Consider the following 12,843-nt stretch of genomic DNA (forward strand, 5'->3'; position numbering starts at 1 on the left):
CTGATGCCGTCGGACCTATCCGGATAAGACATATGCGCATCTTCACCGCCTCCCTGGCGACCGAGACCAACACATTTTCTCCCGTTCCGACGGATATGAACGCCTTCAAGGCGGCGTTCTTCGCCGGGCCCGGAGAGCATCCGGATACGCCGACGCTGTGCTCGTCCGTCGTGCCAATTCTGCGCCGCCGAGGCCGGGCCGAAGGTTTTACCGTGATCGAGGGCACGTCCTGCTGGGCAGAGCCCGCGGGCCTGATCCAGCGCCAGACCTATGAAGCGCTGCGCGACCTGATCCTTTCCGAACTGACGGAAGCGCTTCCCGTCGATGGCGTCGTGCTCGGCCTTCACGGTGCAATGGCAGCGCAGGGCTATGACGATCCCGAAGGTGATTTTCTGGCCCGTGTCCGACAGATCGTCGGCCCGGATGTTCTGGTTGCCGCCGAATTCGATCCGCACAGTCACCTGACGGCGCTGCGTGTCGCCAATCTCGATATCATGGCTGCCTTCCTCGAATTCCCCCATACGGATTTCGAACAGCGCGGCGAACACGTGGTCGAACTGGCGCTGCAGGCCTTGAAGGGCGAGATCAAGCCGGTCATCTCCACATTCGACTGCCGGATGATCACGATCTTCCCGACCAGCCGCGAGCCGATGCGCTCCTTCGTTGATCGCATGCAGGCAATGGAAGGCAAGGACGGTATCCTGTCGGCCTCTGTCATCCACGGCTTCATGGCCGGCGACCTGCCAGACATGGGCACCCGGATCGTCGTCGTGACCGACAATGATAAGGCCAAGGGCGATGCGCTGGCGGCCTCTCTCGGTCGCGAGCTCTACAGCCTGCGCCGGCAGACTGCGATGCCCATGCTCGATACCGAAGCGGGCCTCGACAAGGCCGTGTCGATCCGCGCCTCGCATCCCGGATTGCCGGTGACGATTGCCGATGTCTGGGACAATCCCGGCGGCGGCGTGGCGGGTGATGCGACCTTCATCCTGCGCCGGATGATGGAGCGCGGCATGGACGATTTCGCCGTTGCGACCATCTGGGATCCGATTGCCGTCACCTTCTGCCAGGCGGCGGGAGAGGGCGCCGAACTCAGCCTGCGCGTGGGTGGAAAGTCCGGTCCGGAAGGCGGTGAACCGCTCGATCTGCGCGTCACGGTGCAAAGCGTGTTCGATGCGGGCTGGCAGAGCTTTCGCAACAGCCGCGTCACGCTCGGCAGCACTGCCGTCGTGCGTCCGGTCGGCACCCGTATCGATATCGTGCTGATCACCAGCCGCACCCAGACCTACGAGCCCGACATATTTGCCAATCAGGGCATCGATTTCGCGGCGAAATCCTATCTGCTCGTCAAGTCGACCAACCATTTTCACGCGGGCTTCCAGCCGGTCTCGTCTGAGATCGTCTATATCGCCGCGCCGACCTGTTACCCGACCAATCCCGCAACGACGCCCTATCGCAAGGCGAGCCTCGAAATATGGCCGCGCGTCGCCGATCCGCTGGGACTGGATGCCTGAATTTTTCGACCGGACAGGAAAGCCGGCCGGGATTTGATCACTGAAGACAACAAGGGGATGACAATGAAAAAGAGTGCACTTGTTCTCATGACGCTGGCGGCTTTGGCCGGCACCAGCAGCCTGGCGCTGACAAAGGCGAACGCCCAGGCAGGCGACGGCGTGCTGACGGTTGCGACGATCGGCGAGCCGCCGTCGCTCGACGTGATGCAGACGCCGACCGATATCGTGCTGACGATCGACCAGCACATTTTCGAAACGCTCTACACCTACGACGCCGAGTGGAAGTCCGTGCCGCTTCTGGCCGCTGCCATGCCGACGCTTTCGGAAGATGGTCTCACCTACAAGATCCCGCTGCGCGAAGGCGTGAAGTTCCACGACGGCAGCGACTTTGATGCCAAGGACGTCACGGCGTCGCTGAAGCGCTGGATGACGATCAATTCCAAGGGCAAGCAGGTTGCCGGCGTCGTCGAAAGCATCGCGGAAGATGGCGACCATGCCGTCGTCATCAAGCTGAAGTCGCGCTATGCGCCGCTGCTCGCGACCCTGTCGCAGGCGTCGGTCATCCTGCCATCCGAAAAGATCGCCGATACGCTGACCGAATTTGTCGGCACGGGTCCTTATTCGCTGAAAGAACGCAAGCCCGACCAGTACACCCAGCTCGTCCGCTTCGATGGCTACAAGTCGCCCGAGGGGACGCCGAGCAACTATGCCGGCAAGCGCGAGGCGATCGCCAAGGAAATCCGCTTCGTGCCGGTTCCAGACGCCAATACCCGCGTCGAAGGCCTGATCTCCGGCCAGTTCGATTTCGCCGACTCGCTGCCGGTCAGCGCCTATGAGCGCGTCGAAAAGAGCAGCAATGCCAAGCCTGTCATCTTCAAGAATGCCGGCTGGGCTTCGATGAACATGAACATGAAGGAAGGCCTTCTGGTTAAGAAGGAACTCCGTCAGGCCGTTCAGGCAGCGCTCAATGCATCGGACATGATGCTCGCTGCCTTCTCCGATGACCGCTTCTTCAGCGTCGATGCCTCGATCTTCCCGGAAGGCTCGTTCTGGCACACCGAAGAAGGTGTTGCCCGTTACGGCGAAGGCGATCCGGAAGCGGCGGCAAAGCTGCTCAAGGATGGCGGTTACGATGGCCAGCCCCTGCGTCTGATGACCAGCCGCCAGTATGAATTCCACTACAAGATCGGCGAAGTCGCCAAGGCCTATCTGGAAGCCGCAGGCTTCAAGGTCGATCTGCAGGTGGTCGACTGGGCAACGCTCACGACCCGTCGTGCCGATGCCAAGCAGTGGGACATCTTCATCACCCACTCCAACTTCCCGGGCGATCCGACGACGATCAACACGATCACCGACACCTATCCGGGCTGGTACGTCTCCGACCAGAAGACCAAGGCCGTTGCGACCTACATGGACGCCACGACCGACGATGCCAAGAAGACCGCATGGGACGCCATCCAGACGGTCATTTACGACGATGCGCCGCTCTACAAGGTCGGCAACTTCAATGGTGTTTCGGGTCTGGCCAACGGCGTTTCCGGTTATGAGCCGACCTACTGGCCGCATTTCTGGAACGTGAGCCCGAAGAAGTAAGCTGGATAACTAAGGACTGGCTATGGCAAGGATCGCACAGGCACTTTTGAAACGGCTGGGGGGCATGGCCATCGTGCTCGCCCTCGTCGTGACGGTGGTCTTCATCATCGTTCGCGTGACGCCTGGCGATCCTGCCGCTGTCATGCTGGGGTCGGATGCGACCCCGGAAGACATCGCGCAGCTGCGCACCCGCATGGGCCTCGATGCGCCCATGCTCGTCCAGTACGGCCAGTTCGTGCTGGGCATTCTGAAAGGCGATCTCGGTCAGTCCATCTTCTTGAACCAGCCGGTCACGACTGCCCTTGCCGCGCGGGCGGAACCCACCTTCTTCCTCACCCTGTTCTCGATCCTGATCGCGGTTGCCATCGCGCTTCCGGTCGGCATTCTGTCGGCCGTGAAGCGCGGCACGATCTTCGACCAGATCGTCGTGACGCTGACAATGGTGGCCGCAAGCGTGCCGAGCTTCTGGCTAGGCCTGATGCTGATCCAGATCTTCGCGGTCGGGCAGGGCTGGTTCCCGGCCTCCGGCTACGGCGGTCCGGGCACGCCGTTTTTCGAGCGGCTGCATCACCTCATCCTGCCGGCCGTGGCGCTCGGCGTCGTCAACTCGGCGCTGATCACCCGCTTCACGCGCGCCGCAATGCTCGATGTGCTCGGCGACGATTATGTGCGCACCGCGCGTGCCAAGGGAGCGGGCGAAGGCCGCGTTATCCTCAAGCACGCCTTGAAGAACGCGCTGATCCCGATCATCACCGTCATCGGCCTGTCGGTTGCCATGCTGGTCGCGGGTGCCGTTGTGACGGAAACCGTGTTCGGCCTTCCCGGCGTCGGCAACCTTGTCGTGTCAGCCGTGTTGCGGCGTGATTATCCGGTCATCCAGGGCGCGCTGCTCGTCGTTGCCGCCATCTACGTTCTCATCAATTTTATCGTCGACATGCTCTACATCATCGTTGATCCGCGGGTGCGCCTATGAACACCATGGCCTCCGTTTCCATGCCCTTCGCGTCAAGCCTTCGCCGCCTGTTCGGAAACCGCGCGATGCTGGCAGGCGCCATCATTCTGGTGGTCGTCGTTGCAGCTGCACTGCTTGCGCCCTGGGTCGCCCCTTACGCGCCAAACAAGCTGTCGATCGTCAACAAGCTGAAGCCGCCGTCGATGGCGAATTTCTTCGGCACGGACGAATTCGGCCGCGACATCTTTTCGCGCGCCATCTTCGCCGGCCGGATCTCGCTGATGGTCAGCCTCGGCGTGGTCGCCATCTCCACGGTTCTCGGCGTCATCCTGGGTGTCGCCGCCGGCTTCTTCCGCAGGGTCGACGCCCCGATTTCGCGCCTCCTCGATGCGATGATGTCGTTTCCCGATATCCTGCTCGCGATCGCGCTCGTCGCAGCCCTCGGTCCGTCGCTGACGACCGTCATCCTTGCGCTCGGTATCACCTACGCGCCGCGTCTCGCCCGCATCATCCGCGGCTCGACACTGGTGTTGCGCGAACTGCCCTATATCGAGGCAGCTGTGGCCATGGGTCTGCCCACATGGCAGATCCTGCTCCGCCACGTTCTCCTCAACCTCGCATCGCCCATCCTCGTGCAGGCAACCTTCGTTTTCGCTTCGGCCATGCTGGCGGAAGCAAGCCTCTCCTTCCTCGGCGTCGGTGTTTCCACTGACATGCCGACCTGGGGCACGATGCTGGCTTCCGGGCGCGAATACATGAACAACGCTCCGTGGCTGATGGTGTTTCCAGGCCTTGCCATCGTGTTCTCGGTCCTCTCCCTGCAATTGCTGGGCGATGGCCTGCGCGATCTCGTCGATCCACGGCTGGCGAAGGAAAGCTGATCATGACCGACACAGTAAAAACGACCCGGCCGGTTCTGTCAGTCGAAAACCTGACGACCTCCTTCAAGACACCGGAAGGATGGAAGGCCGTCATCCGCAACATCAGCCTGTCCGTCGATGCCGGCGAGACGGTGGCGATTGTTGGCGAGAGCGGCTCCGGCAAAAGCGTCACGGCGCTCTCCACCATGCGGCTGCTGCCGCCGGGACGCTCGCGCACTGAGGGCCGCATCCTGCTCGACGGCAAGGATCTGCTTAGCGCAAGCGAATCCGAAATGCGCAAGGTCCGCGGCGGGTCGATCGGCATGATCTTCCAGGAGCCGATGACCTCGCTCAACCCGGTCTTCACCATCGGTAACCAGATTGCCGAAGCGCTGGTGCTGCATCGCGACCTGTCGTGGAGGCAAGCCGAGGCCGAAACCGTGCGGCTGATGGAGCGGGTGCGCATCCCCGCCGCCAAGGCGCGGCTGCACGAATATCCGCACAAGTTCTCCGGCGGCATGCGCCAGCGCGTGATGATTGCCATGGCGCTTGCCTGTCGTCCGAAACTGCTGATCGCTGACGAACCGACGACGGCACTCGATGTAACGATCCAGGCCGAGATCCTCCACCTGCTGCGCGAGTTGCAGCGCGAGGAGAACATGGGCGTGCTGTTCATCACCCACGACATGGGCGTGGTGGCCGAAATCGCTGACCGCACCGTCGTGATGTTCCGCGGCGACATGATCGAGACCGGTCCGACCACCGAGATTTTTGCAAGCCCGAAGGCGATCTACACGAAGGCGCTGCTCGCCTCGATCCCGCGTCTCGGCGCGATGGGCGCCTGCCTTGCGCCGAAGCGTTTTCCCGAAGTCGATCCTGCGACGGGCGAGGCGACCGACGGCCGCGAAATGAAACCGGTTTCTCAAACCGTCGAACCGATCCTCAAGGTCGAAAACCTCGCCGTCCGTTTCGACCTGCCGAATGGCCGGATCCATGCCGTGGAAGACGTATCCTTCGATCTGCGCCCCGGTGAAACACTGTCGCTGGTCGGCGAATCCGGTTGCGGCAAGTCGACGACGGGACGCGCGATCATTCGTCTGCTCAATCCCTCCGCCGGCTCGATCGTCATCGACGGCCAGGATGTGACCAAGGCCGGCACGCGCGATCTGCGCACCATGCGTCGCAATTCGCAGATGATCTTTCAGGATCCGTTTGCCTCGCTCAATCCGCGCATCACCGTCGGTTCGGCGATTGCCGAGCCCATCCTTGCGCATAAGATGATGGGCAAGCGCGAGGCCAAGGCGCGGGTTTCAGAACTGCTGGAACAGGTGGGTCTTTCGGCGGCAATGGCCGACCGCCATCCGCACGAGTTTTCCGGCGGTCAGCGCCAGCGCATCTCGATCGCGCGTGCTCTGGCACTGGAGCCGAAATTCATCGTCGCCGACGAAGCCGTCTCGGCCCTCGACGTCACGGTCAAGGCGCAGGTCTCCAACCTGCTGCTCGAGCTTCAGGAAAAGCACGGTCTGGCCTATCTGTTCATCTCCCACGACATGGCGGTCGTGGAGCGCATGAGCCACCGGGTCGCTGTCATGTTCCTTGGAGAGATCGTGGAGATCGGGCCGCGTGCGGCGATTTTCGACAATCCGCAGCACGCCTATACCCGCCGGCTGATCTCGGCCGTGCCGGTTCCCGACCCCTCACGCCGCGGTGAGACGCCGCCGCCACTGTCCGAAGAGATTAAGAGCCCCGTGAGGCCGCTCGATTACGTGGCGCCGAAGCGCACCTATCTCGAGGTCTCGCCGGGCCATTTCGTCCAGCAGGCGGCGTAAGCACCCTCGTGCCGGATACGGTCAGGCGATGATGTCGAAGTCTGCTGCGGTGATGTTGAGGCCCTTGTCGACGATGGCAAACAGCATCTGCCCGTATTTCCCGGTTCCATCGGCGTCGTAGTAGAGACGACCGGTCGCCTTGTCGTAGATGATCCGGTCGGATGCGTCGCTGGCCGCGGTGCCGCTATGGAATGCATCCGATGCGAGATCCCCAACCGTGCCGGCCTTTGTGAATATATCCGTGTCGAGCCAGATCGTGTCATCCGCGACGGAGAAATCCGTGATCGTATCCACATTGCCCTTCTTGTTCAGTCGCGTGTCGAACACGAAACTGTCCGCGCCTTCGCCGCCTGTCAGGCGATCGTTCGAAAGGCCGCCGGAAAGGACGTTCGCGCCCTGGTCGCCCGTCAGCACGTCGCGGTATTGCGACCCGATGAGGTTCTCGATCGAGGTATAGGTGTCGCCCTTGGCATTGTGTGTATTGCCCTGCGGCGAGGCGAGGCTCGCAACAATTGCCATGGTGGCATTGGCGTAGGAGACGGTATCGGTTCCGGCACCACCGTCCATCTTGTCGGCGCCGGCGCTGCTCATCAGCTTGTCGTCGCCCTTGCCGCCGGACATGATGTCTGCGTAACGCGATCCGTTCAGCACGTCGTTGCCGTCACCCCCAAGCTTGGGTTCATTGAAGGTCACGGTCACTGTGATGTACGACGTCGGACCCGCCTTGATGCCGGTAAAGTCGATCGCAATCTTGTTGTAGTCGAACGAAACGTCCCGGCTGTCGAGGCCGGCAATATTGCTCTTGATCGAGACGCCGACGATCGGAGACAGGTTGTTGTTGATATCGGTAAACACCGGCCCGTTGAAGTGCACAGCGCTGGCGGTATCGCTTGAAGTCGGCTTGTAACCAGAGGTCCACAAGGCATACTGGGTAAACTCGAAGCGGATCGAGTTGTCCTGCAGTTTCAGCTGGAACAGCGACTTTGTATTGACGGTAAGCGCGGCAACCGCGGTGGTGTCAACCACGCTGACGACGTCCTTGTCCAGGGACGGCGTAAGCCTGTTTGGGAACTGATACTCGTAGCCGAAGGGGTTGCCGTAAAAGCCCATGGGATGCTCCGCACGCTCTGAACAATCAGAAATAGCGGAGAATGCTTATTTAAGATTTAAACGATGTATTGGCCGCTGTTTCCGTTGTCGCGCTCGCTCAAGGTTGGAAACACCTGTAACGCGGGCCTCACTCTCGCGTGATGAGGGAACTCCCTGTTGCGTCAATGTGTTGTCTCTCCATAACACGGAGAACTAATATGCATATTGTTACGAAGTTTCTGACCGCGTCGTCGCTTGCGGTGGCACTGGGCCTCACCTCGCTTGTCCCGGCGACTGCGGCACCCCTGCCGATGGTGAAGTCGCCTCAGGTATCCGATGTCGAACATGTCCAGTACCGTCGTGACATGCGCGAACGCCGGGAAATGCGTGATCGTCGCGGGTGGCACCAGGGCCACCGTGGATACCGTGATCGCCGTCCGGGCTATCGCCGCCATTCCGATGGTTTCTGGTATCCCCTCGCAGCATTCGGCGCTGGCGCAATCATCGGCGGTGCCGTGACAAGTCGCCCGGCCCGCGCAGGTACCCGTGCTCACGTCCAGTGGTGTGCCGACCGCTACCGCAGCTACCGTGCATCGGATAACAGCTACGTGCCACGTGCCGGCGTTCGCGCACAGTGCAACTCGCCTTACTGAGGGCGTCTAGCCTTTTGAGGTGATGAGGGGCAGCGCATTGAGCTGCTGCCCCCATTTTTGATCCCGATTTCCTGTTGAATATCTGGATCGAGCTACCATATCTTGACTACAACATTGTTTTCGTCGGCGACCACGGATGTACTGGCGCAGTGGCTGAGAGCGATGTAGGGAGGTCGGCGCGTGTATTCGCTCCGGCCTTTTTTATTGCCCTGATGGCAGCAGTTCCTTGAACCATCAGCAAATCGATATCTGCAGTAGTTCTTAAACAGAAAAATTCAATCTGCACGACGATTAAAATCTTACACTTTCTCAAAACGTGATATACAACGAATGCAGGTAAATTTCTCTCCATTCCACATGGAGACGTGCCATGAAACTGCATTCGATAGTCATAACTCTGGCGTTTTTCGCAGTTCCATCGGTAACGATGGCGGCTGGCCCTGTCGGCTTTCTGCGGGATGTGAGAGGCTCAATGCAGCGCATCCAGGAAAATGGTTTTGCGCTTGCACCTTACGCTTTTGCGAAATTCTGCCGTAGCAATCAGGAACAGTGCGCCGATACCGGCGGCGACGGCATCGTCGAACTGACTGATGATCGCAAGGCGCAACTGCTTTCGGTGAATTCAGGCATCAATCGCACCGTCCGTCCCGTCAATGATGCCGACGGCTCCGACGAGTGGAGCATTGATGTGGCGTCAGGCGATTGCGAAGATTACGCGCTCACGAAGCGCAAACACCTCATCTCCCTCGGCTGGCCTTCCGGATCGCTGAGAATGGCTGTGGCAAGAACGCGGTCCGGAGAGGGACATGCGGTGCTGGTTGCAAAGACATCCGCCGGCGACCTGGTGCTGGACAACCGGTTCTCCGAAATCAAGCCGTGGAAGAAGACCGACCTGACCTGGATCATGATGCAATCGCAGAACAGCCCTAGGATCTGGGTCAAGATCGGGCCATCCGACGACCGCCCGACCTTTGTTGCTAACCAATGGTAAACTAGGGTCGCACTCGTCAGCCACCGGCGCGATGTCCTGATCGATCAGGTCGGACGCCCCGACGGTTACGATGATACCGTATCAGACCACCAACCTTCCCCAGGACCTCGAGACGGAGGCCAGCCTGCGAGACAGCCGGGCTTTAGATCAGGCAGCAGTCGGCGCACGAACGCGCCGCGCCTTCCAGATCTCAAGAACTGGCCGGATACGATCGTGAAATACGAACGCGCATATCAATGCGTATGCCAGAGAGGCCGTAACGCTAAATGATACAGCGACTGATAGGTGTTTGAGATCGAGCTGCCATAGCCATAGAAACCCGGTCAGGGTTGATACGATCGCAATCGCGACAAGCGCCGGAAATGTTGTTTTGATCCCATCAAACGCGTTGATCTCACTGAATCGTTTCTGCACGGCCAGGAGAATAAACAACGCTGTCAGAGAGAATCTCAGGCTGAACATCGCTGCTGCCCAAAATATCCCGAAATATGCTCCGACTGCAATCATCGCGACATCAGCAAGTGCCTGGTAAACGTTGTTCAGCAATGCCAAGCTTGGGTGTCCTGTTGCAACGAGGAAGGTTTGCACGGGCACGACAACCGCAATGAACGGTAGCGCCACCAGCATCAGTGTTATCGTTTCGGGCAGTTGTGGCCACCTGTCTCCAAAAAACATAAAAGCGACATAGGGCGCTGAAAACGCGGAAGCGACAAAGGGTATCGCGGCAACAAGGCCAGTTACCGCGCATGACCGCCACATCGTGCTTATCACCCGGTCACGATCCTCACCCATCCTGGAAAAGATTGGCAGCAGGATGTTGTTGATCGGGTTGAGAAACAGGCTTGATGCGAGATCAAGCACCGTGCGTGATAGCCGAAAAACACCCGTCGCTGTCGGTGTCGCGACCAAACCGACCACCACATCGGCAGAGCGCACGTTGATCTGCGTGACTGCCGACATTCCGATTACGGCGAACGAGAAATTCAGCGTCGACCGCATCGAGATCAGCGTCGGCATGGCCGTTGGCTTCCAGCGCGCCGCCACAACACTGACCATCGCCGCAACGATCGGCGTTATCACGACGACTGCAACGATGCTCCAGGCGCCGAACCCCGAAAACGCAAGCGCGCAGCAGACAATCCCGCCAACAAGCAACCCGGCCGACTTTCGGACCGCCAGTACCTTGTAGGCAAAATCGCGCGCAAGCAGCCCTTCCGGCACGACCGCGAGCGCTGAGACAAGGGGAGCGATCGACGTCACGGCAACCATGGCACTGAGGCCGGAGAAGGTTTCCAGGTGGCGGAGAAGGGCGCTCGCTATCAACAGTAGCGCCGAGCCGCAAAGGCCAAGCAGAAGGAAGAGACCGAAGACCGAATTGACGAAGTCATCGTCGAGCAATCGCCGCTGTATCACCACCTGGCTTCCGGACTGCAGGGTGGACGCGATGATCACGGCCGGCGCGGTTGAAAGCGCTGCGACACCAAACTCATGCGGCCCGAGCAGGGCTGCCGCAATCAGAAACACCACGGTCTGCGTCAGCCGCTCGACGAGCACCTGCGCAAGCGACCAGCTCGTACCCTTGATTGCCAGTTTCAAATAGGACATGTGAACCCGATCGGTGATATTTCGGTCGCGTCATGCGAATGGTCTAGGCTGTGGCCCGGTCGATCCGAGGTTCCACCTCAGGGAACGGGTGGATTTCACCGTCGATCAGGTCCTTTGCCAACTGGTTTGGAATGATCTTCGGAACGCCGCGCGGGATCGCCGGCCCGATCAGCAGGCAGGCAAGCCGCAGCAGGGCAAGCTTCGCCTCGCTCCACCTGTTGAGACATGGATAGAGCACCGTCTTTGCGACCTGCTTGAAGAGTTGCTTCGCATAGGCCCTGTGGAACCCTCTGGCGACCAGGGAGCTGCCGTTGCCAAGCGAGTAGTAGAACGTGCGCTGGACATCGAATTCGGAGTTCAACGGCAAAGGCGGATGGTCGATTTCCAGGCCGGCCAACCGCTTGCCCTTCAGGCCGGCATCGACCAAACGTGCCCCGAGATCGAAGCCCTCTCCCGATCCATGAATGGCGCCGATACCCAGCGTGGCATCGAACTGGAATTTTAAGAACGTCTTGCGGCGAAGCGTCAGCCCCGGTTCCCACATGTTGCCGATGATGGTTTGCCTGTTGATTTGGACATCGCTTTCGATCCGGCTTGCAGCCAGCCGCTTGCCGTTCGAGACGATGTTGCAGGTGACGAAATCGACCGCGCCGACATCGAGAATGGTTTTCACCCTGCGGTAGAAATCGCTCGCGGCCGGAAATGTGTCGTCATCCAGAAACGAGATGAGATCGGCCGTCGCGTGACAGGCGCCGACATTTCGGGAATGCGACGAGCTGAACACGCGCGAGAATACGGTTTTAACACCATCAATGCCGATCGTTTCGGTCTCGTCGAACCCCTGCATCACGATAATGATTTCAAGCGCGATCGCCCTCTGCTCCTGCAATCGCCGCACCACTTCGCGGGTGCGCGGCAGACGACTGCTTTTCGATACGACTGGAATGATCACGGAGACATCATACATCGGGCCACCTACGAGCTTATTCTGGATTGGTTCAGATCGGCGACAACGGCTGAGAAAAAGCCCCAGGAACTGATGAAGTACCGTTTGAACAAGCGACGGGGCTCGGTGGCCACTCGCCAGAACCATTCCATTCCAACCAGACGGAAAACCTTTGGCGCTCGAGTCTTGGTGCCGGCTGTGAATTCGAGAGCCGCGCCGAAGCAGAAGGCGTAAAGGTGCCCAAGCGCGGATCTGTTCTGGTTCACCCAAATCTCGGATTTGGGCGCGCCGATACCCATGAACAGATGCGTTGTGCGGTTGTCGCGGATCGCGCTCAGCAGGTCGTGCGTATGAGAGGGTTGTTTTTCAAAACCAAACGGCGGTATCGCGTAACCGAAGCCGGCCTCCGTGAAGCCACGCGCCGTCATCTGGACTGCCAGCCCGTCCGCCGTCGCCTGGCTCGAGCAGACGAAGAACGGCCGATGGTTCTTGTCTGTCAGGGCATCGAGCAGCTTGGGAAAGAGATCGGCGCCTGGTATCCGCTGCTTGACGGCCGCGCCGCACAGTTTCGCATAGAGAAAGACGGGCATGCCATCGATCGTGACTGACCACGCACTGTCGTAAGCACGTCTGAATTCAGAATTCTTGTACAGGTTGGAGACGTGATCCGTATTCGCAGTGACGACCAGTTTTACCCCGTCCGTCTCGGAAAGGGGAGAAAGAGCCTGTTCTACGAGAGCGTCGTCGGAATATTCGTAAAAGGATAAACCGAATATTTTATCTCTGGACCCAAGTCGGTCTTCGGTCATTG

At 60.0% G+C, this 12,843-nt stretch carries 11 protein-coding genes; 7 read left to right on the forward strand and 4 right to left on the reverse strand.

Annotated features, from left to right (window positions below):
• Window positions 1-32 precede the first annotated feature (32 nt).
• The 5 genes from ACQY1K_RS02195 to ACQY1K_RS02215 all read left to right on the forward strand — a co-directional run bounded on the left by ACQY1K_RS02195 (window position 33) and on the right by ACQY1K_RS02215 (window position 6,748).
• On the forward strand, window positions 33-1,514 hold the full coding sequence (locus tag ACQY1K_RS02195; RefSeq protein WP_430258199.1) for a M81 family metallopeptidase: 1,482 nt from the start codon (window positions 33-35) through the stop codon (window positions 1,512-1,514).
• Between the two features lie 63 nt (window positions 1,515-1,577).
• Window positions 1,578-3,107 carry an ABC transporter substrate-binding protein gene (locus ACQY1K_RS02200; RefSeq protein WP_430258200.1) on the forward strand — a complete coding sequence of 510 codons (1,530 nt, stop codon included), beginning with the start codon at window positions 1,578-1,580 and terminating at the stop codon, window positions 3,105-3,107.
• A gap of 31 nt (window positions 3,108-3,138) precedes the next feature.
• Window positions 3,139-4,080: an ABC transporter permease gene (locus ACQY1K_RS02205; RefSeq protein WP_430258876.1), complete on the forward strand. Its 942-nt coding sequence runs from the start codon at window positions 3,139-3,141 to the stop codon at window positions 4,078-4,080.
• Window positions 4,081-4,085: 5 nt separating this feature from the next.
• Window positions 4,086-4,940, forward strand: coding sequence for an ABC transporter permease (locus tag ACQY1K_RS02210; protein WP_430258878.1), 855 nt, complete (start codon window positions 4,086-4,088; stop codon window positions 4,938-4,940).
• 2 nt (window positions 4,941-4,942) lie between these two features.
• Window positions 4,943-6,748 (forward strand): ABC transporter ATP-binding protein, encoded by a 1,806-nt coding sequence (locus ACQY1K_RS02215; RefSeq protein ID WP_430258201.1) that lies wholly within the window; start codon window positions 4,943-4,945, stop codon window positions 6,746-6,748.
• Window positions 6,749-6,769: 21 nt separating this feature from the next.
• Here ACQY1K_RS02215 and ACQY1K_RS02220 read toward each other — a convergent pair whose 3' ends face one another.
• Window positions 6,770-7,858, reverse strand: a complete 1,089-nt coding sequence (locus ACQY1K_RS02220) for a hypothetical protein (protein ID WP_430258202.1) — start codon at window positions 7,856-7,858, stop codon at window positions 6,770-6,772.
• A 197-nt stretch (window positions 7,859-8,055) separates the two neighbouring features.
• On the opposite strand from ACQY1K_RS02220, the gene ACQY1K_RS02225 reads away from it, so the two are divergent.
• Both ACQY1K_RS02225 and ACQY1K_RS02230 read left to right on the forward strand, forming a co-directional pair.
• A complete protein-coding gene (locus ACQY1K_RS02225) occupies window positions 8,056-8,490 on the forward strand; it encodes a BA14K family protein (RefSeq protein WP_062453869.1) in 435 nt (144 codons plus the stop codon).
• Window positions 8,491-8,860: 370 nt separating this feature from the next.
• A complete protein-coding gene (locus ACQY1K_RS02230) occupies window positions 8,861-9,481 on the forward strand; it encodes a transglutaminase-like cysteine peptidase (protein ID WP_430258203.1) in 621 nt (206 codons plus the stop codon).
• Window positions 9,482-9,628: 147 nt separating this feature from the next.
• Here ACQY1K_RS02230 and ACQY1K_RS02235 read toward each other — a convergent pair whose 3' ends face one another.
• Genes ACQY1K_RS02235 through ACQY1K_RS02245 form a run of 3 tightly spaced genes read right to left on the reverse strand, consistent with a single transcriptional unit; the run spans window position 9,629 to window position 12,841 of the window.
• The gene (locus tag ACQY1K_RS02235) at window positions 9,629-11,086 is read right to left on the reverse strand and encodes an oligosaccharide flippase family protein (protein WP_430258204.1); all 1,458 of its coding nucleotides are present in this window, start codon (window positions 11,084-11,086) and stop codon (window positions 9,629-9,631) included.
• 43 nt (window positions 11,087-11,129) lie between these two features.
• A complete protein-coding gene (locus tag ACQY1K_RS02240) occupies window positions 11,130-12,053 on the reverse strand; it encodes a glycosyltransferase (protein ID WP_430258205.1) in 924 nt (307 codons plus the stop codon).
• Window positions 12,054-12,061: 8 nt separating this feature from the next.
• On the reverse strand, window positions 12,062-12,841 hold the full coding sequence (locus ACQY1K_RS02245) for a WecB/TagA/CpsF family glycosyltransferase (RefSeq protein ID WP_430258206.1): 780 nt from the start codon (window positions 12,839-12,841) through the stop codon (window positions 12,062-12,064).
• Window positions 12,842-12,843 lie beyond the last annotated feature (2 nt).

The sequence above is a fragment of the Neorhizobium sp. IRS_2294 genome, from assembly GCF_050500145.1.
GTDB lineage: Bacteria > Pseudomonadota > Alphaproteobacteria > Rhizobiales > Rhizobiaceae > Neorhizobium > Neorhizobium soli.

Coding starts and splice junctions, on each gene's coding strand:
- ACQY1K_RS02200 (WP_430258200.1), top strand. CDS start 1,578: ATGAAAAAGAGTGCACTTGTTCTCATGACGCTGGCGGCTTTGGCCGGC.
- ACQY1K_RS02235 (WP_430258204.1), bottom strand. CDS start 11,086: ATGTCCTATTTGAAACTGGCAATCAAGGGTACGAGCTGGTCGCTTGCG.
- ACQY1K_RS02240 (WP_430258205.1), bottom strand. CDS start 12,053: ATGTATGATGTCTCCGTGATCATTCCAGTCGTATCGAAAAGCAGTCGT.
- ACQY1K_RS02195 (WP_430258199.1), top strand. CDS start 33: ATGCGCATCTTCACCGCCTCCCTGGCGACCGAGACCAACACATTTTCT.
- ACQY1K_RS02220 (WP_430258202.1), bottom strand. CDS start 7,858: ATGGGCTTTTACGGCAACCCCTTCGGCTACGAGTATCAGTTCCCAAAC.
- ACQY1K_RS02215 (WP_430258201.1), top strand. CDS start 4,943: ATGACCGACACAGTAAAAACGACCCGGCCGGTTCTGTCAGTCGAAAAC.
- ACQY1K_RS02210 (WP_430258878.1), top strand. CDS start 4,086: ATGGCCTCCGTTTCCATGCCCTTCGCGTCAAGCCTTCGCCGCCTGTTC.
- ACQY1K_RS02245 (WP_430258206.1), bottom strand. CDS start 12,841: ATGACCGAAGACCGACTTGGGTCCAGAGATAAAATATTCGGTTTATCC.
- ACQY1K_RS02225 (WP_062453869.1), top strand. CDS start 8,056: ATGCATATTGTTACGAAGTTTCTGACCGCGTCGTCGCTTGCGGTGGCA.
- ACQY1K_RS02230 (WP_430258203.1), top strand. CDS start 8,861: ATGAAACTGCATTCGATAGTCATAACTCTGGCGTTTTTCGCAGTTCCA.